27 protein-coding genes are annotated in these 24370 nt (G+C 71.7%); 18 read left to right on the forward strand and 9 right to left on the reverse strand.

Annotation, left to right across the window (positions count from 1 at the left end; translation table 11 throughout):
* Positions 1–25: 25 nt before the first annotated feature.
* The 17 genes from BM272_RS06480 (at position 26) to BM272_RS06560 (ending at position 13273) form a co-directional block, all read left to right on the forward strand.
* Complete coding sequence (locus tag BM272_RS06480; protein ID WP_093427950.1) at positions 26–781, forward strand: MlaA family lipoprotein; 756 nt, start codon at positions 26–28, stop codon at positions 779–781.
* Positions 778–1791 (forward strand): calcium/sodium antiporter, encoded by a 1014-nt coding sequence (locus BM272_RS06485; protein WP_317622788.1) that lies wholly within the window; start codon positions 778–780, stop codon positions 1789–1791. The genes BM272_RS06480 and BM272_RS06485 overlap by 4 nt, the downstream gene beginning before the upstream one ends.
* Positions 1788–1988, forward strand: coding sequence for a heavy-metal-associated domain-containing protein (locus BM272_RS06490; RefSeq protein WP_093427951.1), 201 nt, complete (start codon positions 1788–1790; stop codon positions 1986–1988). Before BM272_RS06485 ends, BM272_RS06490 begins: the two co-directional genes overlap by 4 nt.
* 75 nt (positions 1989–2063) lie before the next feature.
* On the forward strand, positions 2064–3062 hold the full coding sequence (locus tag BM272_RS06495) for a KpsF/GutQ family sugar-phosphate isomerase (protein WP_093427952.1): 999 nt from the start codon (positions 2064–2066) through the stop codon (positions 3060–3062).
* Positions 3059–3607 carry a KdsC family phosphatase gene (locus BM272_RS06500; protein ID WP_093427953.1) on the forward strand — a complete coding sequence of 183 codons (549 nt, stop codon included), beginning with the start codon at positions 3059–3061 and terminating at the stop codon, positions 3605–3607. The genes BM272_RS06495 and BM272_RS06500 overlap by 4 nt, the downstream gene beginning before the upstream one ends.
* On the forward strand, positions 3604–4167 hold the full coding sequence (gene lptC, locus BM272_RS06505) for an LPS export ABC transporter periplasmic protein LptC (RefSeq protein ID WP_093427954.1): 564 nt from the start codon (positions 3604–3606) through the stop codon (positions 4165–4167). Before BM272_RS06500 ends, lptC begins: the two co-directional genes overlap by 4 nt.
* Positions 4157–4723: a lipopolysaccharide transport periplasmic protein LptA gene (lptA, locus tag BM272_RS06510; RefSeq protein WP_159433031.1), complete on the forward strand. Its 567-nt coding sequence runs from the start codon at positions 4157–4159 to the stop codon at positions 4721–4723. Before lptC ends, lptA begins: the two co-directional genes overlap by 11 nt.
* Positions 4720–5445, forward strand: a complete 726-nt coding sequence (gene lptB / locus BM272_RS06515; protein WP_093427956.1) for an LPS export ABC transporter ATP-binding protein — start codon at positions 4720–4722, stop codon at positions 5443–5445. Before lptA ends, lptB begins: the two co-directional genes overlap by 4 nt.
* A 179-nt stretch (positions 5446–5624) precedes the next feature.
* Positions 5625–7103, forward strand: a complete 1479-nt coding sequence (locus BM272_RS06520) for an RNA polymerase factor sigma-54 (protein WP_093427957.1) — start codon at positions 5625–5627, stop codon at positions 7101–7103.
* A 42-nt stretch (positions 7104–7145) separates the two neighbouring features.
* Complete coding sequence (gene hpf, locus BM272_RS06525) at positions 7146–7454, forward strand: ribosome hibernation-promoting factor, HPF/YfiA family (RefSeq protein WP_093427958.1); 309 nt, start codon at positions 7146–7148, stop codon at positions 7452–7454.
* Entirely contained in the window at positions 7441–7938 is a 498-nt protein-coding gene (locus BM272_RS06530; protein ID WP_205407766.1) for a PTS sugar transporter subunit IIA, read from the forward strand. The genes hpf and BM272_RS06530 overlap by 14 nt, the downstream gene beginning before the upstream one ends.
* 1 nt (position 7939) lies before the next feature.
* Positions 7940–8884, forward strand: coding sequence for an HPr(Ser) kinase/phosphatase (gene hprK, locus BM272_RS06535; protein ID WP_093427959.1), 945 nt, complete (start codon positions 7940–7942; stop codon positions 8882–8884).
* Complete coding sequence (gene rapZ / locus BM272_RS06540; protein WP_093427960.1) at positions 8881–9735, forward strand: RNase adapter RapZ; 855 nt, start codon at positions 8881–8883, stop codon at positions 9733–9735. The genes hprK and rapZ overlap by 4 nt, the downstream gene beginning before the upstream one ends.
* Positions 9735–10121 carry a PTS sugar transporter subunit IIA gene (locus BM272_RS06545; RefSeq protein ID WP_093427961.1) on the forward strand — a complete coding sequence of 129 codons (387 nt, stop codon included), beginning with the start codon at positions 9735–9737 and terminating at the stop codon, positions 10119–10121. Before rapZ ends, BM272_RS06545 begins: the two co-directional genes overlap by 1 nt.
* Before the next feature lie 8 nt (positions 10122–10129).
* On the forward strand, positions 10130–10399 hold the full coding sequence (locus BM272_RS06550) for an HPr family phosphocarrier protein (RefSeq protein WP_093427962.1): 270 nt from the start codon (positions 10130–10132) through the stop codon (positions 10397–10399).
* A gap of 74 nt (positions 10400–10473) precedes the next feature.
* Positions 10474–11841, forward strand: a complete 1368-nt coding sequence (gene mgtE / locus BM272_RS06555) for a magnesium transporter (RefSeq protein ID WP_093427963.1) — start codon at positions 10474–10476, stop codon at positions 11839–11841.
* A gap of 22 nt (positions 11842–11863) precedes the next feature.
* Positions 11864–13273, forward strand: coding sequence for a dihydrolipoyl dehydrogenase family protein (locus BM272_RS06560; RefSeq protein WP_093427964.1), 1410 nt, complete (start codon positions 11864–11866; stop codon positions 13271–13273).
* A 134-nt stretch (positions 13274–13407) separates the two neighbouring features.
* Here BM272_RS06560 and BM272_RS06565 read toward each other — a convergent pair whose 3' ends face one another.
* The 5 genes from BM272_RS06565 to BM272_RS06585 are packed head-to-tail and all read right to left on the reverse strand — an operon-like array spanning position 13408 to position 20279.
* Positions 13408–14217, reverse strand: coding sequence for a carbon-nitrogen hydrolase family protein (locus BM272_RS06565; RefSeq protein WP_093427965.1), 810 nt, complete (start codon positions 14215–14217; stop codon positions 13408–13410).
* Positions 14214–14579: a hypothetical protein gene (locus BM272_RS06570; protein ID WP_093427966.1), complete on the reverse strand. Its 366-nt coding sequence runs from the start codon at positions 14577–14579 to the stop codon at positions 14214–14216. Before BM272_RS06570 ends, BM272_RS06565 begins: the two co-directional genes overlap by 4 nt.
* A complete protein-coding gene (locus tag BM272_RS06575; RefSeq protein WP_093427967.1) occupies positions 14576–18214 on the reverse strand; it encodes a YhdP family phospholipid transporter in 3639 nt (1212 codons plus the stop codon). Before BM272_RS06575 ends, BM272_RS06570 begins: the two co-directional genes overlap by 4 nt.
* A gap of 9 nt (positions 18215–18223) precedes the next feature.
* Positions 18224–19687, reverse strand: coding sequence for a ribonuclease G (gene rng, locus BM272_RS06580; RefSeq protein ID WP_093427968.1), 1464 nt, complete (start codon positions 19685–19687; stop codon positions 18224–18226).
* Entirely contained in the window at positions 19680–20279 is a 600-nt protein-coding gene (locus BM272_RS06585; protein WP_093427969.1) for a Maf family protein, read from the reverse strand. Before BM272_RS06585 ends, rng begins: the two co-directional genes overlap by 8 nt.
* A 254-nt stretch (positions 20280–20533) precedes the next feature.
* Here BM272_RS06585 and BM272_RS06590 point away from each other — a divergent pair, with 254 nt between their 5' ends.
* Positions 20534–21556: a sodium:calcium antiporter gene (locus BM272_RS06590; RefSeq protein ID WP_093427970.1), complete on the forward strand. Its 1023-nt coding sequence runs from the start codon at positions 20534–20536 to the stop codon at positions 21554–21556.
* A 27-nt stretch (positions 21557–21583) separates the two neighbouring features.
* Here BM272_RS06590 and rlmH read toward each other — a convergent pair whose 3' ends face one another.
* Genes rlmH through BM272_RS06610 form a run of 4 tightly spaced genes read right to left on the reverse strand, consistent with a single transcriptional unit; the run spans position 21584 to position 24361 of the window.
* Entirely contained in the window at positions 21584–22057 is a 474-nt protein-coding gene (gene rlmH / locus BM272_RS06595) for a 23S rRNA (pseudouridine(1915)-N(3))-methyltransferase RlmH (RefSeq protein ID WP_093427971.1), read from the reverse strand.
* Positions 22058–22060: 3 nt separating this feature from the next.
* Positions 22061–22414, reverse strand: a complete 354-nt coding sequence (gene rsfS / locus BM272_RS06600; protein WP_093427972.1) for a ribosome silencing factor — start codon at positions 22412–22414, stop codon at positions 22061–22063.
* Positions 22414–23061, reverse strand: a complete 648-nt coding sequence (nadD, locus tag BM272_RS06605) for a nicotinate-nucleotide adenylyltransferase (protein WP_093428015.1) — start codon at positions 23059–23061, stop codon at positions 22414–22416. Before nadD ends, rsfS begins: the two co-directional genes overlap by 1 nt.
* Positions 23062–23092: 31 nt before the next feature.
* Positions 23093–24361: a glutamate-5-semialdehyde dehydrogenase gene (locus BM272_RS06610; RefSeq protein ID WP_093428016.1), complete on the reverse strand. Its 1269-nt coding sequence runs from the start codon at positions 24359–24361 to the stop codon at positions 23093–23095.
* Positions 24362–24370 lie beyond the last annotated feature (9 nt).

The following is a 24370-nucleotide window of genomic DNA, read 5'->3' on the forward strand; positions in this document are numbered from 1 at the left end:
GCCAACACTGACCGAATGGTTTGCCATGCCCCGCCTGCTCGCTACCCTCCTGCTGCTCCCGTCTCTCCTGCTGGGCGGCTGCGCCTCCACCGGCGGGCCGGACGGGGCGACCAGCGAGGCCGATCCCCTGGAGCCCTGGAACCGGGCGGTCTACCGTTTCAATCGGACGGCGGACGAGTGGGTCCTGGCGCCGGCGGCCCGGGGCTACGTGGCGGTCACGCCGGAGCCCGTGGACACCGGCGTGACCAACGTCTTCCAGAATCTCGAGGATGTCGGCAACCTGGTGAACAATACCCTCCAGGGCAAGATGGATCGGGCGGTCTCCGACCTGGGCCGCGTCAGCTTCAACACCACCCTCGGGCTGCTGGGGATCTTCGACGTCGCCTCGCCACTGGGCTTCGAGCGCCACGACGAGGACTTCGGCCAGACCCTGGGCTGGTGGGGAGTCCCGTCGGGGCCCTACTTCGTACTGCCGCTGCTGGGCCCGAGCACCATCCGGGACACCGCCGGGCGGGGCGGGGACTACTTCGTCTCCCCCTACGACTACCTGGAGCTGACCACCGGTGGGGCCTACGCCCTCTATACGCTCCGCGCCGTCGACTTTCGCGCCAGCCTGCTGGGGACGGACCGCCTGCTGAACGAGGCCAGCTTCGATCCCTACGCCTTCCAGCGGGATGCCTGGCTGCAGCGGCGGCGCAACCAGGTCCATGACGGCGATCCGCCGATGATGGAAGAGGAGGAGATGGACATGCTCGAGGGCATGGAGGGCGTCGGCGAATGAGCCCGATGATGGGGGAGCTGGGCCTGCCCCTACTGGGCGTGCTTGTCGGCTTCATCATCCTGGTCTGGGCGGCGGACCGCTTCATCGAGGGGGCCGCCGGCCTGGCGCGCAACCTGGGCGTCTCGCCCCTGGTAGTGGGGTTGACCATCGTCGGCTTCGGCACCTCCGCCCCGGAGATGCTGGTCTCCGGCCTCGCCGCCTGGGAGGGCAACAGCGGCATCGCCATCGGCAATGCCCTGGGCTCCAATATCACCAACCTGGCCCTGGTCCTGGGCGTGACCGCGCTGCTCATCCCCATGCAGGTGGGATCGGCCATCCTCCGCCGGGAGTTCCCGGTGATGCTGCTGGTCATGGTGGCCGCGCTGCTGCTGCTGGTGGACGACCGGCTGGGGCGCCTGGACGGCATCCTGCTGCTGGGCGGCATGGTCGCCTACGTGGCGTGGCTGGCCTGGCTGGCGCGCAACGACGGCGGCGCCGCCGACCCCATGGTCTCGACCCTCACCGAAGAGGTCCCCGAGGCCATCCCCTCCGGCCGCGCCCTGCTCTGGACCCTCATCGGCCTGCTCCTGCTGCTGGGCAGCGCCCGCCTCATCGTCTGGGGCGGCGCCACGGCCGCGGCCAGCATGGGCGTCAGCGATCTGGTCATCGGCCTTACCATCGTCGCCTTCGGCACCAGTCTGCCGGAACTGGCCGCCGCCCTGAGCTCCGCGCGCAAACGGGAGTTCGAGATGGCACTGGGCAACGTCATCGGCTCCAACATCTTCAATCTGCTGGGCGTCCTGGGACTGCCCGGGCTCATCCACGCCACCGCCGTCCCCGCCGGCGTCCTGCAGCGCGACTTTCCGGCCATGCTGCTGCTCACCGCCCTGGTCTTCCTCTTCGCCCTGGGGCGCGGCGGCAGCGACGGCCACATCAACCGCCGGGAGGGGGGAGTCCTGGTCGCCGTCTATGTGGGCTGGCTGGCCTGGCTGCTCCTGAGCCCCGGCTCCTTGCCAGGGAGACCGACATGAGCGAACGCTTCGAGGTGGACAACGTGAAGTGCGGCGGCTGTGCCGCCGCCATCCGCGACGGCCTGGCCGAGGTAGCGGGCGTGGAATCCGTGGAGGTGGATATCGCCTCCGGCCAGGTGGAGGTGGCCGGTAGCGACCTGGACCGTGGTGAACTCGCCACCCGCCTGGCCTCGCTGGGCTACCCCGAACGCGACTGACCCCCTGCCGGTTCGCCGCGGCCCGCTGTACACTGAGGGGTCCAACGACTGGGCCAATCGCCGGAAGCCACCGACATGTCCGAAGCCACGACCCCCGAGCCCGAAGAGGACCGCCTGCGCGAACTGGCCACCGCGGTCCTCGAGGGAGAGGCCCGCGCCGTCGCCGCCCTGAGCGAGCACCTGGATGCCGGCTTCCTGCACGCCTGCCGCCTGCTGCTGGGCTGTCGTGGCCGAGTGGTGGTCACCGGCATGGGCAAGTCGGGCCACATCGGTGGCAAGATCGCCGCTACCCTGGCCAGCACCGGGACCCCGGCCTTCTTCGTCCATCCCGGCGAGGCCAGCCACGGCGATCTCGGCATGATCACCGGGGACGACGTGGTGGTGGCCCTCTCCAACTCCGGGGAAACCGACGAACTCCTTACCATCCTGCCGGTCCTCAAGCGGCTGGGCGTCCCCATGGTGGCGCTCACCGGCCGACCCTCCTCCACCCTGGCCCGGGAGGCCGACGCCCACGTGGACGTCAGCGTCGCCGAAGAGGTCTGCCCCCTGGGGCTCGCCCCCACCACCTCCACCACGGCGGCCCTGGCCATGGGCGATGCCCTGGCGGTGGCACTGCTGGAGGCGCGCGGCTTTCGCCGCGAGGACTTCGCCCGGACCCACCCCAGCGGCCGGCTGGGCAAGCGGCTGCTGGTCCACGTCCGGGACATCATGCACCAGGGTGAGGGCGTGCCCCGGGTAGCGCCGCAGGCGAGCCTCGCCGACGCCCTGGTGGAGATGAGCCGCAAGGGGCTCGGCTTCACCCTGGTGGTGGAGGCCGACGACCGCCTGGCCGGGATCTTCACCGACGGCGACCTGCGTCGCGTGCTGGACCACGGGCCGGTGGACGTCCACGCCACCGCCATCGGCGAGGTGATGACCCGCAACGGCCGTACCCTGGACGCCGATCAGCTCGCCGCCGAGGCCCTGGAGATCATGGAGCGCCACCGGATCAACGGCGCCCCGGTGGTGGATGGCGACCAGCGCGTGGTGGGCGCCTGCAACATGCACAACCTGCTGCGCTCGGGGGTAGCATGAACGAATTCGACACCCTGGATCCCGAAGTCCGCCGCCGCGCCGCCGGCGTCCGCCTGGTCGCCTTCGACGTGGATGGCGTCCTCACCGACGGCAGCCTCTTCATCGGCGACGGCGGCGAGGAGTACAAGGCCTTCCACTCCCGGGATGGCCACGGCATGAAGATGCTCGGCGCCACCGGCGTCACCCTGGCGGTGATCACCGGCCGCGAATCCGAGGTGGTCCGCCACCGCATGGAATCGCTGGGGATCGACCACGTCCATCAGGGCTGCGTGGACAAGCGCCCCGCTTTCGAATCCCTCCTGGCCGAGACCGGTCTCGCCCCGGAGGAGGCGGCCTACGTCGGCGACGACGTGGTCGACCTCCCCCTCCTGCGCCGGGTGGGCCTGGCGGTGGCCGTGGCCGATGCCGCCCAGGCGGTCCGCCAGCGGGTCCACTGGATCACCCCCAGTGGCGGCGGTCACGGCGCGGCCCGCGAGGTCTGTGAACTCATCCTGGAGGCCCGGGGGGCGCTGGACGCCGCCCTGGCTCCCTACCTGGAATCATGACCCCGCGGCTGTTTTTCCTGCTCGCCCTGGCCGCCGGCGTGGCCGCCTCCGGCTACTGGGCCTACCGGACGCCCGCCCCCGAGCCCCGCATCGCCGATGACGGCCCGCGAGCGGTGGAGGCCTCCATGCGGAGGGTCACGATCACCGACCACGACCTCGACGGCCGGCCGGCGCGCCGCCTGGAGGCCGCCCATCTGCTGCAGTACGCCGACAGCGACGAGTCCATCCTGTGGCAGCCGCGCGTGACCCTGCTGGATCGCGGCCCGTCCTGGCGGCTGGACGCTCCCTACGGCCGCTGGCGGCATGATGCCGGGGCCGAACTCATCCTCCTCCAGGAGGCGGTGCGGATCCGCCGCGAGGCCGGACCCGACGGCCGCGCCCTGGCCGTGGACACCCGCGACCTGGCCATCTTCCCCGGCAGGGAGGAGGCCTGGTCCGCCCACCGCTCGGTGATCCGCGACGGCGCCGGCCGCCTGGTGGGCACCGGTCTCCACCTGGCCTGGCCCACTGAGCGGGTCCGCCTGCTCGCCGATGTCCACGGGGGCTACCGTGTCCGCTAACCGCCTCCTTGCCCTGCTGCTCCTGACCGCCCTCGCCACCCCGCTGGCCGCCCAGGAGCTGGACGTGGTCTCCGACGAGGCCAGCCTGGACCAGGGCGAGGGAGTGGCAACCTTCCGCGGCGACGTGGAGGCCACCCGGGGCAAAACCCGGCTCACCGGGGCCTGGATGCGCGTGGAGCAGGTGCCCTCTGCGGAGAGGGACGGCGAGGAGACGGGCCTCCGTCGCCTGGAGCTGGAGGGCGACCCGGCCCGCCTCTTCCACACCAGCGAGGAGGGCGAGGAGCTGCGCGGCCGAGCGCGACGCATCGTCTACCGCGCCGGGCCGGAGCGCCTGGACCTCCACGGCGACGCCGTGCTCGAGCGCGGGCAGGACCGCTTCGCCGGCGACCACATCCGCTATTTCCTTGAGACCGACCGGGTGGAGGGGCGCGGCGGCGACCAGGGCGGCCGCGTCCGCACCACACTCTTCCCCGAGGGCAATGGCGACGAGGAGGGCGGTGAGGCCCCGGTGGAAGGCACGGACAATACGGATGACGAGGGAGGCGGACAGCCATGAGCCGCCTGGTCGCCTCGGAACTCACCAAGTCCTTCCGCGGCCGCCAGGTGGTGGGCGGCGTCTCCCTGGAGGTGGGCGCCGCCGAGGTGGTCGGCCTCCTGGGCCCCAACGGCGCCGGCAAGACCACCAGCTTCTACATGATCGTCGGCCTCATCGCCGCCGACAGCGGCCGGGTGGAACTCGACGGCGAGAACCTCACCGCCGCCCCCATGCACCTGCGGGCCCGGCGCGGGCTGGGCTACCTCCCCCAGGAGGCCTCGGTCTTCCGCAAGCTCACCGTGGCGGACAACCTCCTGGGGGTGCTGGAACTGCGCCGGGAGCTGGATGCCGATGGCCGACGGGCGCGGCTGGAGGAGCTGCTGGACGACTTCCAGATCGGCCACCTGCGTGATGCCCGGGGCATGAGCCTCTCCGGCGGCGAACGCCGGCGCGTGGAGATCGCCCGTGCCCTGGCCGCCGAGCCGCGTTTCATCCTCCTGGACGAGCCCTTCGCCGGCGTCGACCCCATCTCCGTGGGTGAGATCCAGACTATCATCCGGGGCCTCCGGGACCGCGGCATCGGCGTGCTCATCACCGACCACAACGTCCGCGAAACCCTGGGGATCTGCGAGCGCGCCTACATCGTCTCCGCCGGCGAGGTCATCGCCGGCGGCCCCCCGGCCACCCTGCTGGCCGACGAGCAGGTCCGCGCGGTCTACCTGGGAGAGGACTTCCGGCTCTGAGGGAATAATCCCAAGGCGACCGAGGGGCCCGGGCCCCGCCCACTTGCCGAATCTCGACCGAAATCCCTCCCTCGCAAAGGCTCGCCGCCCCTGCATTCCCGATGCCAGCTGGGTTAGAATCAACCGTACGAGCCGGTAACCACCACTTCCGGGGCAACGGCACGGGGCTCCCATAGCCGATGAAACAGTCCATTCAGCTGCGCCTGGGGCAGCAGCTCACCATGACGCCGCAACTGCAGCAGGCCATCCGCCTGCTGCAGCTCTCCTCCGTGGAACTCCAGACGGAGATCCAGGAGGCGCTGGAATCCAATCTCATGCTGGAGAGCGGCGACGAGGCCACCGACGAGGGGGATCCCGGCGAGGCCAGCGCGGACTCCGGTGAGGAGAGTGAGACCGCCGCCCGCAGCGAGGACAACGAGGTCGGCACCACCGGCGAATCCCTCCCCGACGACCTGCCCGTGGACACCAGCTGGGACGACGTCTACGAGCCCGGCTCCGGCGCGAGCTCCGGTACCGCCCCCGCCGGCGAGGAGGGCGAGTACACCGTCCAGAACAGCGCCCCGGAGGACCTCCACGACCACCTCCTGTGGCAGCTGAACATGTCCCACCTGACCCCGCGGGACACCCTCATCGGCGAGGCGGTCATCGACGCGGTGGGCGACGACGGCTACCTCACCGCGGATCTGGAGGAACTGAGCGAGGCCATCGCCCCGGACCTCCCCGATATCGAGACGGACGAGATCCGCGCCGTCCTGCACCAGATCCAGAACTTCGACCCGCCGGGCATTGCCGCCGCCGACCTGCGCGAGAGCCTGCTGCTCCAGCTCGACCAGCTCGCCGCCGATCCCGAGCCGGCGGGGCTGGCCACCGCCCGCGCCATCGTCGCCGACCACTTCGACCTACTGGGCCGGCGCGACTTCAACCAGCTCCAGCGCCGGCTCCACCTCGACGAGGCGGGGCTCGCCGACATCCTCCGCCTCATCCAGTCCCTGAACCCGCGGCCCGGGGGCCAGATCACCGCCGGCGAGCCGGAGTACGTCACCCCCGATGTCATCGTCCGCCGCGACCGGGGCCGCTGGCGGGTGGAGCTCAACCCGGAGGTGGCGCCGCGGCTGCGCATCAACACCGAGTATGCCGATCTCATACGGCGCGGCGACCAGAGCGACGACGCCACCTACCTGCGCAACCACCTCCAGGAGGCGCGCTGGTTCCTCAAGAGCCTGCAGAGCCGCAACGAGACCCTGCTCAAGGTGGCCACCAGCATCGTCGAGCGCCAGCGCGACTTCCTGGAACAGGGCGAGGAGGCCATGAAGCCGCTGGTCCTGCGCGACATCGCCGAGGAGGTGGAGATGCACGAATCCACCATCTCCCGGGTGACCACGCGCAAGTACATGCTCACCCCGCGCGGCGTCTTCGAGCTGAAGTACTTCTTCTCCAGCCACGTGGGCACCAACGAGGGGGGCGAGGCCTCTTCCACCGCCATCCAGGCGCGCATCCGCCGCCTCATCGAGGCCGAAGAGACCCGCAAGCCGTTGAGCGACAGCCGGATTGCCCGCATCCTCGCCGATGAGGGCTTCCAGGTCGCCCGGCGCACCGTGGCCAAATACCGGGAGGGGATGCAGATCCCCCCCTCCAATGAACGCCGGCGGCTCACCTAGACCCGTTCGCCGACACGCATCCATCAACAGGGGATTGAGACCATGCAGCAGCTCAATATTACCGGCCACCACGTAGAGATCACCGATGCCCTGCGCAGCTACGTCCAGGAGAAGATGGAGCGCCTGGTCCGCCACGGCGACGGCATCGGCAACGCCCACGTCGTCCTCAACGTGGAGCCCCACCAGCGCCAGCAGGCGGAGGCCACCATGCACGTCAGCGGCGCCGACCTCCACGCCGAGGCCGAGTCCGACGACCTCTACGCGGCCATCGACGCCCTCATCGACAAGCTCGACCGCCAGCTCACCAAGCACCGCGACAAGCTCCAAGACAAGCACCATGGCAAGGGCTGAAGCGACGCACCCGACCGGCGATGGCGCCACCTCCCTGGCCCTGGGGGAGATCCTCGCCCCCGACCGGGTAGCGCTGGACGTCAGCGCCGCCAGCAAGAAGCGGACCCTGGAGACCATGGCCGATTTCCTCTCCGGCGACGGCCTCTCCCGGGATGCCATCTTCGACGCCCTGCTGGGGCGGGAGCGGCTCGGCTCCACCGGCCTGGGCCAGGGGGTCGCCCTGCCCCACGGCCGCCTGCCGGGGAACGACCGCACAGTGGGTGCCTTCCTGCGCCTGGACGGCGGCGTGGACTTCGACGCCCAGGACCAGCAGCCGGTGGACCTGGTCTTCGGCCTGGTGGTCCCCGAGGCCTCCACGGATACCCACCTCCAGACCCTGGCCGCCATCGCCCGGCTGTTCAGCGACGAGACCGTCTGCCAGCAGCTGCGCCAGGCGGAGTCCGCGGCCCAGGCCCATCGGCTCCTCGTGGGCGAGGCCGGCTGACATGGATGGGGGCGTCGGCGTCGGTGATCTCCTCCGCCTGGCCGGCAAACCCCTGGGACTCCGCCGGCTGGATACCACCGGCGCCGACCCCGCCTGCCGGCTGGAGGCCGACGACGACGCCGCCCTGGTAGGCCCCTTCAATCCGGTCCGCCCCCCCTGCATCCAGGTGGTCGGGACCGTGGAGCGGGACTACCTGGCCGATCTGGGCAAGAACTCCCTGGCGGATGCCCTGGCCAGTCTGGTCCGCACCGACCGCATCATCATCCTCGCCGACGGCATTGAACCGCCGAGGGTCCTGGCGGAGCAGGTGGCCGCCACGGGTACGGCCCTGCTCACCAGCGACGCCCCCACCCACACCGTGATCAGCAACCTGCGCCACCTCCTGGCGCGGGACACCGCCCGGGTGACCACCCTCCACGGGGTCTACCTGGAGGTCCTGGGGCTGGGCGTCCTGCTCACCGGCTCCAGCGCCGTGGGCAAGAGCGAGCTGGCCCTGGAGCTCATCAGCCGCGGCCACCGCCTGGTGGCCGACGACGCCCCGCGCTTCCGCCGCGTGGACCCGGAGACGGTGAACGGCCACTGCCCCGAGGCCCTGCGCGGCTTCCTGGAGGTCCGCGGCCTGGGGGTGCTGGATATCCCGGCCATGTTCGGCGAGAGCGCCCTGAAGGCGAGCAAGAATCTGCGCCTGGTGGTCGACCTGCAGCCCTTCGATCAGGTCTCCCTGGATGCCGAGGCGCGCCTGCGCGGGGCCCGGCAGGACCAGGAGGTCCTGGGCGTCACGACCCCGGGCATCACCCTGCCGGTGGCGCCGGGGCGCAACCTCGCCGTACTGGTGGAGGGGGCCGTGCGTAATCACATCCTGGCCCAGAGCGGGTATGATGCCGCGGACGCCTTCATGAACAAGCAGCGAGCACTGATGGACGCCAGCAGCGGGAGCGGCACATGAAGCTGGTCGTGGTCAGCGGCCTCTCCGGGTCGGGCAAGAGCGTGGCCCTCCACGTACTGGAGGACCTGGGCTACTACTGCATCGACAACCTGCCCCTGGGGCTGCTCACGGCCCTGGGCGGGCAGCTCTCCGGCCCCGGCGGCCGGACCCCCGAGCGGGTGGCGGTGGGTATCGATGCCCGCAACCTCGCCGGCGACCTCGAGCGCTTCCCGGCCATGCTGGAGGAGCTGGCCGGCCACGGCTTCGAGAGCGAGACCCTGTTCTTCTTCGCCGAGCGCGAGACCCTGCTCAAGCGCTTCTCGGAGACCCGGCGCAAGCACCCGCTCACTGACGGCTCCCTGCCCCTGGGCGACGCCATCGACGCCGAATGGCAACTGCTGGAGCCCATCGCCGCCAACGCCGCGCTCCACATCGACACCAGCCACACCAACGTCCACGAGCTGCGCGATCTCATCACGAGCCGCGTGGGCCGGGAGGAGGCGGGGCTCTCCCTGCAGTTCCTCTCCTTCGGCTTCAAGCACGGCGTCCCGGCGGATGCGGATTTCGTCTTCGACATCCGCTGCCTGCCCAACCCCCACTGGGAGCCGGAGCTGCGCGCCCTCACCGGCCGCGACTTCGCCGTGGCCGAGTACCTGGAGGGAGAGCCCCTGGTGGAGCAGATGTACGCCCAGATCCGCGACTTCCTCGCCACCTGGCTGCCCCACTTCCAGCGCGACAACCGCAGCTACGTCACCGTGGCCATCGGCTGCACCGGGGGCCAGCACCGCTCGGTCTACTTCGCCGAACGGCTGGGGGCCCACTTCCAGGACCAGCTCGACTCGGTCCAGGTCCGCCACCGGGAGGTCCCGTAATGGTCGGTCTGCTCGTCATAACCCACGCCCGCATCGGCGACGCCCTGCTGGATACCGCGCGCACCATGCTGGGGCCGCCGCCGCTGCTCACCGAGGTGCTCTCGGTCCCCCAGGACTGCGACCCCGAGGCCATGCTGGCCGAGGCGCGTCAGCGCCGGGCGGAGGTGGACGACGGCAGCGGCGTCCTGGTCCTCACCGACATGTACGGCTCCACCCCCTCCAATATCGCCGCCCGACTGCTCAGTGACGGCAACCTGAGGCTGGTGGCCGGCATCAACCTCCCCATGCTGGTCCGGGTCCTCAACTACCCGAGCCTGCCCCTGGATACCCTAGCCGACAAGGCCATCAGCGGCGGCCGCGAGGGCGTCCTGAGCAACCCCCTGTGAGACCCTCCATGCCCAGCCGCGACGTCGACATCATCAACCGTCTGGGGCTGCACGCCCGCGCCGCCGCCAAGTTCGTCAACACCGCCGGCGAATACGCCGCCGACCTGGAGGTGGAGCGCGACGGCCAGCGGGTCAACGGCAAGAGCATCATGGGGGTGATGATGCTCGCCGCCGGCCAGGGCTCCACCCTCACCCTCCACGCCGAGGGCGACGACGCCGACGCCCTGCTCGACGGCCTGGAGGCCCTCATCGCCGACCGCTTCGGCGAGGGCGAATAGTCTCCGCACGGCCCCCCCTCTGCGCACCCCGGCCGGGGGTCTGGTACACTCCGGCCGGATAGCGAGGGGAGCCCATGGCCGAAGCGGCGGAAGAGACAACCCAGTCCGAGTCCGACGAGCTGCGCCGCGAATTCGTGCTGGCGCTGGAGTCGGGGGACCCCGTCGCCGCCGGGGAGCGAGTCGCCGACCTCCACCCCGCCGAGATCGCCCACCTGCTGGAATCCCTGCCGGCCGCCGACCGCGAGCCGGCCTGGGAGGTCATCCGCGACCGCTTCCACGCTGACGTCCTCAGCTACCTCAATGACGACCTGCGCGCAGAGCTCCTCCACCGGCTCTCCCCGGAGGAGCTGGTCGAGGCGGCGCAGCAGCTCGACATCGACGACCTGGCGGACGTCCTGCCGGACATGCCGGATGCCGCAATCCAGGCCGTGCTCAACAGCCTGGACGACCAGCGCCGTTCGCGCCTGGACACCGCCCTGGCCTACCCCGAGGACAGCGCCGGCGGCCTGATGAACCTGGACGCGGTCACCGTCCGCGGCAACATCACCGTGGACGTGGTCCTGCGCTACCTGCGCCGCCTGGGCGACCTCCCCGACGCCACCGACACCCTGTTCGTGGTCAGCCGCGAGGGACGCTACCTGGGCCACCTGCCGCTGTCGGAGCTGGTCACCGCCGAGCCGGGGCTCACCGTGGCCGAGGTCATGCGCCGGGACCTGGACGGCATCCCCGGCGAGACCCCGGCCCACGACGTGGCCAAGCGGTTCGAGCACCGCGACCTCATCTCCGCCCCGGTAGTGGACACCGACGGGACGCTGCTCGGCCGGATCACCATCGACGACGTGGTCGACGTCATCCGTGACGAGGGCGAGCACTCCTTCCTGAGCATGGCCGGTGTCCAGGACGAGGAGGACATGTTCGCGCCGGTGCGCGCCTCCGCCCGGCGGCGCGTGATCTGGCTGGGGCTGAACATGGTCGCCGCCTTCGTCGCCGCCCGGGTCATCGGCCTGTTCGAGGCGAGCCTGCAGCAGGCGGTGGCCCTGGCGGTGCTCATGCCGGTGGTGGCCAGCATGGGCGGCATCGCCGGCAACCAGACCCTGGCGCTGGTGATCCGCGGCCTGGCCCTGGACCAGATCGGACCGGGCAATACCCTCAAGCTCCTGCGCAAGGAGATCACCGTCGGCCTGGTCAACGGCCTGGGGCTGTCGGTGCTCATCGCCGGCGTGGCCTGGGCCTGGTTCGGCGACCCGGCCCTGGGCGGGGTCATCGCCCTGGCGCTCATTATCAACCTGTTCATGGCCGCGGTGGCGGGGACCCTGATCCCGCTGCTGCTGCGTCGGCTGGGCGGCGATCCCGCCCTGGGCGGCGGCATGCTGCTGATGACCGTCACCGACGTCACCGGCTTCGGCGTCTTCCTGGGGCTCGCCACCCTGCTGCTGCTGTAACCGCACACCCCCGGAGGTATCCATGGCGAACCAATACGACCTGGCCATCATCGGCTCCGGCCCCGGCGGCTATCGCGCCGCGGTGCTGGGCGCCCTGCGCGGCCTCAAGGTGGCCATCGTGGAGAAGGACACCTGGGGCGGCTGCTGCCTCAACCGCGGCTGCGTCCCCAAGAAGGACTGGCACCATACCGCCCGCATCCTGGCCGCCAGCGAGGGCTTCGCCGAGCGCGGCATCCGGGGGAGCCTGGAGCCGGACCTGGAGGCGGCCTGGGACCACCAGAAGGCCGTGGTCGAGGAGGTCCGGGGCAACTACACCGACTACATGAAGCGGCTGGGGATCGCCGCCCACGTCGGCCACGGCACCCTGGTGGACGCCCACACCGTGCGCGTGAGCGGGGACGGCGGCGAGAGCGACCTCACCGCCGACCACCTCATCCTGGCCACCGGCTCCCACGCCCGCATCCCGGAGGGGATCACCCCCGAGAGCGGCCGCATCCTCACCACCGACATGCTCTTCGATGAGCGTCCCCCCGAGGGTCGGCGGGTGGCCCTGGCCGGCGGCGGCGTCATCGGGACCGAGCTGGCCTGGATCCTCACTCGCCTGGGCTGCGAGGTCACCTGGCTCATGGGCACCAAGCCCCTGCGCGGCGCCGGCTTCACCCCCCAGGCCCTACGCACCCTGGAGGCGGCGCTCAGCCGCGAGGGCGTGAAGGCCCAGACCGACCGGCGCCTGGCCGGGGCGCGGGTGACCGACAACGGTGTCACCGTGGAGCTGGCTGACGGCGCCACCGAGGAGGTGGACTGGCTGCTGCTGGGCACCGGCCGGGTCCCGCACACGGCGGGGCTGGAGCCGGCGGCGGCCGGCGTCGAGGTGGATGGCGACGGCTTCATCACCACCGGCGCCGACCTGCGCACCGCCGCCGGCCACATCTTCGCCATCGGCGACGTCCGCACCCCCATCATGACCGCCAACCAGGCCCTGGCCGACGCCACCACGGCGGTGGACAACATCGTCACCGGCAGCGCCCGGGAGACCCCGGAGAAGCGCGTCCCGTGGGCGGTCTACAGCGCCGTGGAGCTGGCCCGGGTGGGTATGGACGACGACACCGCGGAGGACGAGGGCTGGGAGCCGGCGGTGGGCTTCGCCGCCTTCGAGACCTCCCCCCGCGCCCTGGGCCAGGGGGATGCCGAGGGCCACGTCCGGCTGCTGGCCGACATGGATGAGGGGACGCTGCTGGGCACCGAGATCGTCGGCGACGAGGCCGCCGAGCTCATCCACCTGGCCGCCCTGGCCCCGGACCCCGACACGGCCCTGCGGCTCCTGGCCGGTGGCCCCTGGAACCACCCCACGCGGGGCGAGGAGCTGGGCAATGCCGCCGAGACCATGGCGGCCCAGTGGGGCATGGGCGAGTTCGTCTTCCCCGAGGAGTGAGGACCGGTCGTTCCGGATGGCGCGCAGCGCCAGCCCGGAACCTCGAGAACAGGCCGTCGGGGTGATCCCAATCCCGGTGGCAGGGCCCTCGGGATTCCCGCCTGCGCGGGAATGACGGATCCAGCAAGGGCGGCTCAGCGCCGACGGTGCTCCAGCGCCGGGAAGGTCCGGCGGACGCTGCGCTGGTAGTCGGCGTTGCGGTCGGCGACCACCACGCCGGAGCCGTTGGGCAGCCGGTCCAGCACCGACCCCCAGGGGTCGATAATGGCCGAGTGGCCCCAGGTCTGGCGGCCATTGGCGTGGTAGCCGCCCTGGGCGGGGGCCACCAGGTAGCAGAGGTTCTCGATGGCCCGGGCCCGGGTGAGGACCTCCCAGTGGGCCCGGCCGGTGATGGCCGTGAAGGCGGAGGGGACGATGAAGGTCTCCGCCCCGGCCGCCACCATCTCCCGGAAGAGCTCCGGGAAGCGCAGGTCGTAGCAGACCGCCAGCCCCAGCCGGCCAAAGGGGGAGTCCAGGGTAACCACGGCCTCCCCCGGCTCCAGGGTGCGGGACTCGGTGTAGCTCTCGCCGCTGTCCGGGAGGTGGACGTCGAAGAGGTGGATCTTGTCGTAGCGCGCCACCCGCTGGCCGCGGTCGTCGAAGACCAGGCAGGCCGGACGGGCCCGAGTGCCGTCGGCGCTGGCGATGGGGACCGTCCCGCCCACCAGCCAGATGCCGTTGCGCCGCGCCTGCTCGGCGAGGAACTCCTGGAGCGGCCCCTCGCCGTCGGCCTCGGCGGCGGTGACCAGGTCGTCATCCACCATCCCCATGAGGCCGAAATTCTCCGGCAGGGCCACCAGCTCTGCCCCGGACCGGGCGGCATCGGCGATGAGCCGACCCGCCTCGATGAGATTGGCCTGGCGATTCGGCCCGGAGGCCATCTGCACGGCTGCCAGTCTACTCACTCCGCGTTCCCCTTGTCGGTGGTCTCGATGGTCAGTTCCAGTGCGGCTGCCGCTCCGCCGGGCCGCAACTCCAGGCGCCGGGGTGCGACCCCCAGTGCCTGCAACCGGGCCGCCAGTTCCCGCGCCCGCAGGGTTCCCCGGTCGCCGCCGGGATGGCGGATGACCAGGCGCGTCCCCGGCTCCGCCAGCCCCTGGATGACGCCGCGCAGGGGCGGCCAGGCGACCCACTCGGCCATCTCCCGGGGCGCCTCCAGCGCACTCAGGGGCAGGCGAGCCTCGGCCTGCACAACCCCGGCCTGGAAACCGCACAGGATCGGCATCAGGGCAGCGGCGAGCTTACCACGAGCGCGGTACCGGCTCATTCCTCCTCCTCGTCCAGTCGCCGGATCTCGGGGTCCTCCCAGCTTCCCGTGACCCGATAGACATAGCGCGTGACATCGTCGATGGGCAGGACCCGCTCCGCCAGCCAGACCAGCGCCCCGGTCTGCGGTCCCCAAAGAAGCGCCGAGGGCAACGCCAGCGTGCTGCCGTCTCCGGGGACCACCAGGATGCGCTGGTCCAGCTCCCGCGCGACCAGATCGGTCTCCCCCGTGACCGCAATGCGGGCCGACGGGGCCTCCAGGGTCATCTTGTCGATGGCGGCGATGCCGCCGGACAGCGTCACGCGGCTGTCCAGCTTGTCGAAGGAGAACCCCCGGCTGAAGAGGTCACTGAAGTCCAGGGTCAGTCGCCGCGGCAGGGCCTGGAGACTGAACAGCCCCAGCAGGCGACCGGCCCCGGCCTCTACCTGAACCAGGCGGCCATCCCGTATCCGGGTCCGCGCCTGCCCCTCCAGGGTGGCCGGGTGGAAGTCCTGGGGCCCTCCGGGCCAGTGGAGGTCGAAGGAGCTTCGGAGCTCACCATCGGCGAAGATCGTACGGTACCCCAAAGCACCGAAGAAGGCACCGGAGTCCTCGGAGCGCAAGGAGAGTTCGAGCCCGGTTCGTCCGGACTGCCTTTCCCAGGCCAGCACGCCGTCGCCACGGAAGTCATCCCCGCGCAGCTGCAGCGTCCGGGTAGCCCAGCCGGTAGCAGTGGGGCCGGCAACGACCTCCACCTGACCCAGCGCCATATCCCCCAGGCGAAGCTCGCCGATGGCCACCTCCAGCTCCGGCCACCCCCTCGCACCGCTCCCCGGTTCCGGTGGCTCCCCACGGGGAAGACCGTCGCCACCGGCGAGATGGAGCCGCTCCATGTCCAGTTCCAGCCGCTGGATCCCGCCGCCGTCCCGCTCCCCGAACTCCGGCAGCCGGGCCCGCCACGCCGCTGTGTCCAGCCCTTCCAGCGCCCCCGTGACACGAACCCCGCGCTGGGGGAGGGGCGGGGCGACCTCGCGCGCACCGAAGTGGACCGCTCCACGCCCCTCGCCGAAGCGGGCGCGGGCCGCCAGCCCTCCCGCCTGCAGGAAACGCCATTCGGAGTCGGCATGCTCCCAGCGGACCTCGGTGGCGCGCGCGACCCCGCGAGCCTTGCCCAGGGGGTGGGGCAGATCCAGGCCCACGTCGCGGAGCGGGCTGTGGCCATGGACCCGCCATCCGTCGGCGTCGTGAGTCGCATTCAGGGTCCACCGCGCCCGCCCCGCGGCCCGCTCCAGCGGCCAGGCCGGCCAGAGCGCCTCCAGGGGCGCAACGGCCGCCCGCCCCTTGGCCGTGACATGGGAGCGAATCGCGCCGCGCTCGCCACTGGAGGTAATGGCGAGCTCCGCCGGCCCGTCCAGCAGCTCACCGGTAAGGCCGGGGCTCTCCAGCCCCCGGGGCGTGAAGGTGATCGGGCCGGTGATCCCGCGCCAGGTGAGCTCCCCCTCCCCCACGGTGAGCCCCAGATCCACATCCTCCGCCGTCAGCTCCCCTGTATAGTCGGGTGGGCTGCCATCGAGCGGGAGATCCAGCGCCAGGTCCAGGGTCATGGGACCCGTGGCCCGGGCACGGTCCAGCAGGGGCTCCGCCCCGGGCACCAGGGGCGAGCGGTGCAGATAGTCCAGGAAGGCGCCGGCCTCCCCCGACACGGGACTCTCCAGGGTGACCCGGGCATTGCGAAAATCCTCGATGGCGAAGCGGGCGCCGTCGAGCACCGCGCCGGTGGCGGTACGGCCGGTAGCCTTGCCGGAAAGCCCCCGACCGCGGATGGTAAGCCGCCCGTCGATCCTCTCCAGCCGGGGCCAGCCCGGGCCATAGGCGAGCTCGGCATCGGCCACCGCCAGGTCCGCAAAGAGCCGGCCCCGCCGGTCCCGTGGCCAGGGGAAGACCCCCTTCTCCACCCGACCGAAGAGGAGGATCCGGACATCCCGGGCGGTCCCGCCGACCACGCCGCGGTCCAGCCAGTCCACCAGCTTCGGCTTCATCTTCTCCACCGGCAGGTAGCGCGACAGGTGGGCCGCGTCGGCCCGGTCGGCCCCGACCTGGAGATCCACGAACACCGGCTCCCCCGGCCCGGGCCAGTGCAACCGCGCCTCCCCCCGAGCGGCGACGTGGGCGTTCTCCACCCGCCCCTCCCGGAACTGAAAGCGCCAGCCATCCCCGGCACGCTGCCAGTCCACGCGCACCGAGGCCGCATCCACCGGCCAGGGCTTGCGGGCAAAGACGGGGAAGGCGAGCTGCCCCGATCCCATGGCCAGCCGGGCGACGCCCCCGGCGGGATCGACCCAGACCTCCGCATCCAGGCCCGCAACCCCGGGCAGTTGTTCCACGGGCTGGTTCGTCCACCCGGCCAGTCGGGCGTGCAGGGACCAGCGCTCCTCGGCCACCGCCTGGGGCCGATAGCGAAGATGGAGCCGCTCCACCCGGCCGCGCGGCTCCGCCGCCGTCACCCGTCGCCGGACCTCCTTCGGGGCATCGGGCCAGCTCTGCAGGACCGCGGCCAGATCCCCCGCCGCCAGGCCCGCTGCGTCCACGGCCAGCCTGCCCCCCTCCGTGGCGGTAGCGCGCAGTCGCGCCGTCGATTCGCGCTCCCCCGTGCCGTGCAGATCCAGGCGGGGGATGGTGAGCCGCCAGCCGTCGGCGCGCCGCTCCCAGTCCAGGTCCACCTCCAGAGCGGCGAGGGGGAGCATCGCACCCTCCCGGCGAAGCTCGTCCAGGCGGATCTGGCCGTCCACCGCCACCGCTCGCCCCTGTCGCCAGCGGCTCCAGAGCATGGCGTCGGCGGTGCCCCCGACCCCGGCGGTATCGACGCCGGCATCGGCGAGGCCGTCCAGGGAGATTCCCTCGGCGCGCAGGAAGACCCGCCCTTCCCAGTCCCCCGGACGAGCGGCGACGCCGTAGAGGTCGGCGGCCAGGGAGAGACGACCGGCCGCCGGGCCGGGCAGGCTCAGCTGCCCCGCCAGCTGGTGGCGTCCGAAGCGGTTGGTGAGGGTCAGCTCGTCGGCGTGGAAACGGTGGGGGCGGCCATCGCCGTGCTGCCGGTCCACCCAGGTCAGGTCGCTGTCGCGCACGGTCAGCCGCGCCTGGCGGAAGAACCAGGGCAGCAGGGCCCCGTCGCCTTCGCCCCCCCCTTCCTCCGCCAGGGCCATGCCGGCGGCGCGCAGTCGCCCCTCCGAGTCACGAACCAGGCCGAGGTCGGCCCCCGAGAGGGTCAGCTCCCCCAGCACCGGCTGGCCGTCCCGGAGGCTGCGCAGGGGGCTCAGGGCGAGGTGGAGTTCGTCAAAGGTGGCCAGGGAGTCGCCGCCGGGGGTGTTCAGGCGGACTCCCTCCAGTACCAGGGTGGGCCGGACCCCGTCCACGGTAGCATCCATGGAGGCCACCTCCACCTGGAGCCCCAGGTAGTCGCCCACGGCGGCGGTGACGGCATCGCGATAGCCCTCGGCATTGTCCAGCACCAGGCGCGCACTGGTGATGATCACGGCCACGGCGATGATGAGGGTCGCCGCCACACCCCAGACGGCGTGCAGCAGGGCCCGGACGGTCCCGCCCAGCCAGCCGCCGCGCGGCGACTTCTTTCCGGCCCGGCCCTCTCCTTCGCTCACGCCACTCTCCTAGAGGAGCACCACGTCGAACTGCTCCTGGGTATAGAGGGCCTCCACCTGGAACCGCACCGAGCGGCCGATGAAGTCCTCCAGCTCGGCCACGCTGGCCGACTCCTCGTCCAGCATCCGGTCCACCACCTCCTGGGCGGCCAGGACCAGCAGCTCCCTGGTGTCGAACTGGCGCGCCGAGCGCAGGACCTCGCGGAAGATCTCGTAGCAGACGGTGGCCGTGGTCTTCACCGAGCCCCGTCCACCGCAGGTTGGACAGGGCTCGCAGAGGATCTGTTCCAGGCTCTCCCGGGTCCGCTTGCGGGTCATCTCCACCAGCCCCAGGGCGGAGACCTCGCAAATCCGCGCCCGGGCCCGGTCGCGCTCCAGGGCGCTCTCCAGCGCGCGCAGGACCTGGCGGCGATGCTCCTGGTCCCCCATGTCGATGAAGTCGAGGATGATGATCCCGCCGAGGTTGCGCAGCCGCAGCTGCCGGGCGATGGCCTGGGCCGCCTCCAGGTTGGTCTTGAAGATGGTCTCCTCGAGGTTGCGGTGGCCGACGTAGGCGCCGGTGTTCACGTCCACCGTGGTCATCGCCTCGGTCTGGTCGATGACGAGATAGCCCCCGGACTTGAGCTCGACCTTGCGCTCCAGCGCCTTCTGGATCTCCTCCTCCACACTGTAGAGGTCGAAGAGCGGCCGTTCCCCCGGGTAGTGTTCGATGAGTTCCACCATCTCCGGGACGAAGGTCTCGGCGAACTCCCGGATCCGCTGGTAGGTCTCCCGGGAATCCACCCGGACCCGCTCGTAGGGGGTCCCGGCCATGTCCCGGAGCACCTGGAGTGCCAGCGGCAGGTCCTCGTGCACCAGGCCCGGTGCCGTCGTCGCCGCCGCCCGGTCGTGGATGGAGTCCCACAGGCGCTGAAGATAGGTCACATCGGCGGCGACCTCCGCCTCCCCGGCCCCCTCGGCGACGGTGCGCACGATGTAGCCGCCGCGCTCCTCGCCCTCGCTGGCCGCCGCCACCATGGCGCGGAGACGCTCGCGCTCCTCGGCATCCTCGATCTTCTGGGAGATCCCGACGTGATGCCCCCCCGGCAGGAAGACCAGGTAGCGCGAGGGGATGGTGAGATGGGTGGTCAGGCGTGCGCCCTTGCCGCCGATGGGGTCCTTGACCACCTGGACCAGGATCTCCTGTCCCTCCCGCAGGAGGGCGCGGATGTCCTGCTCGTTGCCGTTGCGCCGGCCCTCCCCCTCGCCCACGGCGACATCGGAGGCGTGGAGGAAGGCGGTGCGTGCCAGCCCGACCTCCACGAAGGCCGACTGCATGCCGGGCAGCACCCGGACCACCTTGCCCTTGTAGATATTCCCCACCAGCCCCCGGCCAGTGGACCGCTCGATGCGGACCTCCTGGAGGACGCCGTTCTCCACCATCGCCACCCGCGTCTCGTGCGGGGTGACGTTGATAAGCAGTTCCTCACTCACCGCGCACCTCCTTCCAGGGAGCGAGCCCCTGGCGCGCCAGCAGCTCGGCGGTGACCTGGAGGGGGAGCCCGGCCACCGCCGAACAGCTCCCGCTGATCCGTTCCACGAAGACCTCGCCCCGGCCCTGGATGGCGTAGCCGCCGGCCTTGTCCACCGGCTCGCCGCTCGCCCAGTAGGCCGCTGCCTCCTCGGCCGAGATGGGCACCAGGCTCACCTCCGTGGTCACGCAGCGCGACTCCAGTCCCGCCGGCCCCGCCACGGCGACGGCCGTATGGACGTAGTGGCTGCGCCCGCCCAGCCGCTGGAGCATGGTCAGCCCCTCCGCACGGTCGGCCGGCTTGCCCAGGATGGCGCCCTCCAGGTCGATGGCGGTATCGGCGCCGAGGACCGGCAGCTCCCCCGCGGCGGCGTATCCTGCCTGGCACTTCTCCCGCGCCAGGCGCTCGACGAAGGTGGCCGGCGCCTCCCCCGCCCGGGGCGTCTCGTCCACCTCGGTGGCCTCGGCCCGGACCCGCAGGCCCAGCCGCTCCAGGATCTCCCGGCGGCGCGGCGAGGCAGAGGCGAGATGCAGATGGGGCTCTTCGGCGGCCATGACACAACCTTTTCGACAGGACCGCCCATCCTACCGGATGGCGCCATCGCCGTCCCACCCGGCTGCGGCCTCTCGCAAGGGCCGTCAGGATTGCGCCCACCGCCCCGGAGCCCGCGGACGGCCGAGTACCTGAGCGGGGTCGGTTGATCGGTCCTTTTCGATCCAATACTTTCGGGCTTCATCGACAGGGATGAGGCCCCGGCCCGCTTCGTCCTCTCTGCCGTTCCCTTCGGGCCTTCCAACGCGAGCCGCCCGTGTTCGACTCCCTCCTGGCAAGCTGGCTGACCTTCGCCCTGGCCGCCGTGGTGATCGCGGTCACCGGGGTGTATATCTCCCGCCTGGCCGATCTCCTGGCCGACCGCACCGGCTGGGGCGAGGCGATGATGGGCGGACTCCTGCTGGCCGGGGTGACCTCGCTGCCCGACTTTACCGCCACCCTCACCGCCGCCGCCCACGGCTACGCCGAGCTGGCCATGAGCAACATCATGGGCAGCCTGGCCGTGAACATCGTCTTCCTGGCCGTGGGCGACATCCTCTATCGCAAGGCCAACCTGGAACACGCCGCGGCCTCCTCGCCCAACCTCATCCAGGCGGCCCTGCTCATCGCCCTGCTGGCGATCCCGCTCATCGCCATGGTGACGCCGGAATACGCCCTGCTCGGCCTCCACCCGGCGACCCCGCTGCTGCTCTTCGCCTACCTGGTGGGCTACCGCTCGGTGCAGAGCAGCCAGGAGCGGCCCATGTGGCTGCCGCGGCGCACGGCCCAGACCGTGGAGGACAAGCCCGACCGCGCTCGCCGCAGCCGCCACGGCCTCTCCCGGCTCTGGGCGGTCTTCATCGCCCAGGCACTGATCATCGCGGCGGCAGGCTGGACCCTGATGACCGCCGCCGAGACCATCGCCGTGCGGTCCGCCCTCTCCCAGACCGCGGTGGGGGCGCTCTTTACCGGCGTCTTCACCTCCCTGCCGGAGCTGGTCACGACCATCGCCGCCATCCGCTACGGCGCCCTGACCCTGGCGGTGAGCAACATCGTCGGCACCAACGCCTTCAACATGCTGGTCATCGCCGCGGCGGACGTTACCTACCGCGAGGGCTCCATCTACCACGCCATCACGTCGCAACAGCTGCTGTGGGGGCTGGTAACCATCCTCATGACCGCCATCCTGCTCATCGGCCTGCTCCAGCGCGAGCGCTACGGCATCGCCCGGATCGGCCTGGAGAGCGCCCTGATCCTGGTGATCTACGCGGCGGTGGCCGTGGCGACGCTGCTGATCTGACGGAATGCTGAACCGGGGGGAAGCCGCTCAACCGCGATGGTAGGGGTGACCCTGGAGGAGGCTCCAGGCGCGGTAGCACTGCTCGGCCACTACCACGCGGACCAGGGTGTGGGGCAGGGTCAGGGGCGAGAGGGACCAGCGGGTCTCGGCGGCCTCCAGACAGGCGGCGTCCAGGCCGTCGGCGCCGCCCACCAGGAGGGCGACATCCGGCCCCTCCTCCCGCCAGCCCTCCAGGCGCCGGGCGAGTTCCGGGGTATCCCACCCCTTGCCGCGCTCGTCCAGGGCGATAATCCGGGCCCCCTTGGGCACGGCAGCCAGCAGCCGCTGGCCCTCGTCCCGGCGCAGGCGCTGGATGTCGGGGTTCTTCTTCGGCCGGTTGGCGGCATCCACGGGGTGGATGTGGAGGGGGAGTTCGCGGGGGAGACGGCGCTGGTAGTCGGCCACCGCCGTCTCCACCCAGTCCGGCATGCGCCGGCCGACGGCGACCAGGTGGATCCGCACCGGCTAGTCCCCGTCGGACGCCCCGCCGGGGGAGACGTCCATGGCCCAGAGCTTCTCCAGGTTGTAGAAGTCACGGACCTCCGGGCGCATGACGTGGAGGACCACATCACCCAGGTCGACCACGATCCAGTCGCCGGTCTCCTCGCCCTCCACGCCCAGGGGCTGGACGCCGGCGGCCTTGGAGCGCTCGGTCACCCGCTCGGCCATGGCCTGGACCTGGCGGGCGGAATTACCACTGGCGATGACCATGGTATCGGTGACGGTACTCTGATCGCGCACATCGAGCACGCGGATATCCTGGCCCTTGAGTTCCTCGAGGGCGTCGGTGACCAGGTCCTGCAGGGCGTCGCTTTCCATCAGTCCTTCCGGTAGAGGCGGTGGTGTTGGATATAGTCGCAGACCGCGTCGGGGAGCAGGTAGCGCGGGCTGCGCCCGGCCGCCAGCAGGGCGCGGATCCGGGTGGAGGAGATGTCCAGCTGGGTCACCGGCATGAGGTGGACACGGCCCGCGGGCTCGCGGGCCAGCTCCCCGGGCTCGATGACGCCGCGCTCGGCCACCAGGGCCGCCAGCGGGCCACCCTGGTCCTCCATGCTGTCCGGGTCCCAGCCCGGCCGGTGGGAGACGACCAGATGCGCCAGCTCCGGCAGCCGCTCCCACTCGTGCCAGCTCGCCAGGCCCAGGAAGGCGTCCATGCCCAGCATCAGGGCCAGGGGCTCGTCGGGACCGATCTCGGCGCGCAGCCCGGCCAGGGTCTCGGCCATGTAGGAGGGGCCCTCGCGGTCCACCTCGCGCCGATCCAGGTGGAAGTCGGGCTGACCGGCGATGGCCGCCTCCAGCATGGCCAGGCGGTGCTCGGTGGCCACCCGCGGCGCCCCGCGATGGGGCGGATGGCCGGCGGGGAGGACGTGCACGCGGTCCAGGCCCACCTCCTCGGCCATCTCCACCGCCGGGCGCAGGTGGCCCAGGTGGACCGGGTCGAAGGTGCCGCCGAAGACGCCGATCACGCCGGTGCCCCGCCCCGCGCGGTGGTGCACATCAGGTACGCACCTGGCCGTCGCCGTAGACGACGAACTTCTCCGAGGTCAGGCCCTCCAGCCCCACCGGACCGCGCACGTGGAACTTGTCGGTACTGATCCCGATCTCCGCGCCCAGGCCGTACTCGAAGCCGTCGGCGAAGCGGGTGGAGGCGTTGACCATCACCGAGCTGGAGTCCACCCCGGCGACGAAGCGCCGGGCGCGGCTGTAGTCCTCGGTGACGATGGCGTCCGTGTGCCGGGAGCCGTGTTCGTCGATGTGGTCCATGGCCGCGTCCAGGTCGTCCACCACCCGGATGGCGAGAACGGGGCCCAGGTATTCAGTATCCCAGTCCTCGTCGGTGGCCGCGTGGGCGTGGGGCAGGAGGGCCCGGGTGCGCTCGCAGCCGCGCAGCTCCACGCCGATCTCGCCGAGCCGCTGACCCAGCTCGGGCAGGAGGTCGCCGGCCACGCCCTCGGCCACCAGGAGGGTCTCCATGGTGTTGCAGGTGCCGTAGCGCTGGGTCTTGGCGTTGACCGCGATATCCAGGGCCCGCCGGCGGTCGGCGCGATCGTCCAGGTAGACGTGGCAGACGCCGTGGAGATGCTTGATGACCGGTACGCTGGCCTTGCGGCTCACCATCTCGATGAGGCCCTTGCCGCCCCGGGGGACGATGACGTCCACGTACTCGGGCATGGCCACCAGCCGCTCCACGGCGGCGCGGTCGGTGGTCGCCACCACCTGGACCGCCTCCTCCGGCAGCCCGGCGGCGGCAAGGCCGGCGCGGATATGGTCGGCGATGGCGGCATTGGAGCGCGCCGCCTCGGAGCCGCCGCGCAGGATGGCGGCGTTGCCCGACTTCAGGCACAGCGCCGCGGCATCGGCGGTGACGTTGGGGCGGGACTCGTAGATGATCCCCACCACACCCAGCGGCACCCGCATCTTCCCCACCTCGATCCCGGACGGGCGACGGGCGAGGTCGCGGACCGCGCCCACCGGGTCCGGCAGGCCGGCCACCTGGCGCAGCCCCTCCGCCATGGCGGCGATGCGATCCGGGGTCAGCTCCAGGCGGTCCAGCAGGGCCTCGTCCAGCCCGGCCTCGCGGCCGGCAGCGAGGTCCTCGCGGTTGGCCGCCAGCAGCGCCTCCTGGTCCGCCTCCAGGGAGGCCGCCATGGCCTCCAGGGCAGCGTTCTTGTCGCCGGTGCTCGCCCGGTTCAGGGCCCTGGAGGACCGCCGCGCGGCCCGCCCGAGTTCGTCCATGTAGGCCTGGATGTCCGTCGAATTCTCCATGGGATTCAC

The organism is Thiohalospira halophila DSM 15071 (genome assembly GCF_900112605.1).
GTDB lineage: Bacteria > Pseudomonadota > Gammaproteobacteria > Thiohalospirales > Thiohalospiraceae > Thiohalospira > Thiohalospira halophila.

Bases quoted from the DNA above. Each gene is read 5' to 3' on its own strand.
- BM272_RS06485 (WP_317622788.1), top strand. From the start codon at position 778: ATGAGCCCGATGATGGGGGAGCTGGGCCTGCCCCTACTGGGCGTGCTT.
- BM272_RS06550 (WP_093427962.1), top strand. From the start codon at position 10,130: ATGCCCAGCCGCGACGTCGACATCATCAACCGTCTGGGGCTGCACGCC.
- rapZ (WP_093427960.1), top strand. From the start codon at position 8,881: ATGAAGCTGGTCGTGGTCAGCGGCCTCTCCGGGTCGGGCAAGAGCGTG.
- BM272_RS06490 (WP_093427951.1), top strand. From the start codon at position 1,788: ATGAGCGAACGCTTCGAGGTGGACAACGTGAAGTGCGGCGGCTGTGCC.
- BM272_RS06495 (WP_093427952.1), top strand. From the start codon at position 2,064: ATGTCCGAAGCCACGACCCCCGAGCCCGAAGAGGACCGCCTGCGCGAA.
- lptB (WP_093427956.1), top strand. From the start codon at position 4,720: ATGAGCCGCCTGGTCGCCTCGGAACTCACCAAGTCCTTCCGCGGCCGC.
- BM272_RS06480 (WP_093427950.1), top strand. From the start codon at position 26: ATGCCCCGCCTGCTCGCTACCCTCCTGCTGCTCCCGTCTCTCCTGCTG.
- BM272_RS06500 (WP_093427953.1), top strand. From the start codon at position 3,059: ATGAACGAATTCGACACCCTGGATCCCGAAGTCCGCCGCCGCGCCGCC.
- BM272_RS06530 (WP_205407766.1), top strand. From the start codon at position 7,441: ATGGCAAGGGCTGAAGCGACGCACCCGACCGGCGATGGCGCCACCTCC.
- mgtE (WP_093427963.1), top strand. From the start codon at position 10,474: ATGGCCGAAGCGGCGGAAGAGACAACCCAGTCCGAGTCCGACGAGCTG.
- lptC (WP_093427954.1), top strand. From the start codon at position 3,604: ATGACCCCGCGGCTGTTTTTCCTGCTCGCCCTGGCCGCCGGCGTGGCC.
- BM272_RS06560 (WP_093427964.1), top strand. From the start codon at position 11,864: ATGGCGAACCAATACGACCTGGCCATCATCGGCTCCGGCCCCGGCGGC.
- BM272_RS06520 (WP_093427957.1), top strand. From the start codon at position 5,625: ATGAAACAGTCCATTCAGCTGCGCCTGGGGCAGCAGCTCACCATGACG.
- hpf (WP_093427958.1), top strand. From the start codon at position 7,146: ATGCAGCAGCTCAATATTACCGGCCACCACGTAGAGATCACCGATGCC.
- BM272_RS06610 (WP_093428016.1), bottom strand. From the start codon at position 24,361: ATGGAGAATTCGACGGACATCCAGGCCTACATGGACGAACTCGGGCGG.
- hprK (WP_093427959.1), top strand. From the start codon at position 7,940: ATGGATGGGGGCGTCGGCGTCGGTGATCTCCTCCGCCTGGCCGGCAAA.
- BM272_RS06585 (WP_093427969.1), bottom strand. From the start codon at position 20,279: ATGGCCGCCGAAGAGCCCCATCTGCATCTCGCCTCTGCCTCGCCGCGC.
- BM272_RS06545 (WP_093427961.1), top strand. From the start codon at position 9,735: ATGGTCGGTCTGCTCGTCATAACCCACGCCCGCATCGGCGACGCCCTG.
- rsfS (WP_093427972.1), bottom strand. From the start codon at position 22,414: ATGGAAAGCGACGCCCTGCAGGACCTGGTCACCGACGCCCTCGAGGAA.
- BM272_RS06570 (WP_093427966.1), bottom strand. From the start codon at position 14,579: ATGAGCCGGTACCGCGCTCGTGGTAAGCTCGCCGCTGCCCTGATGCCG.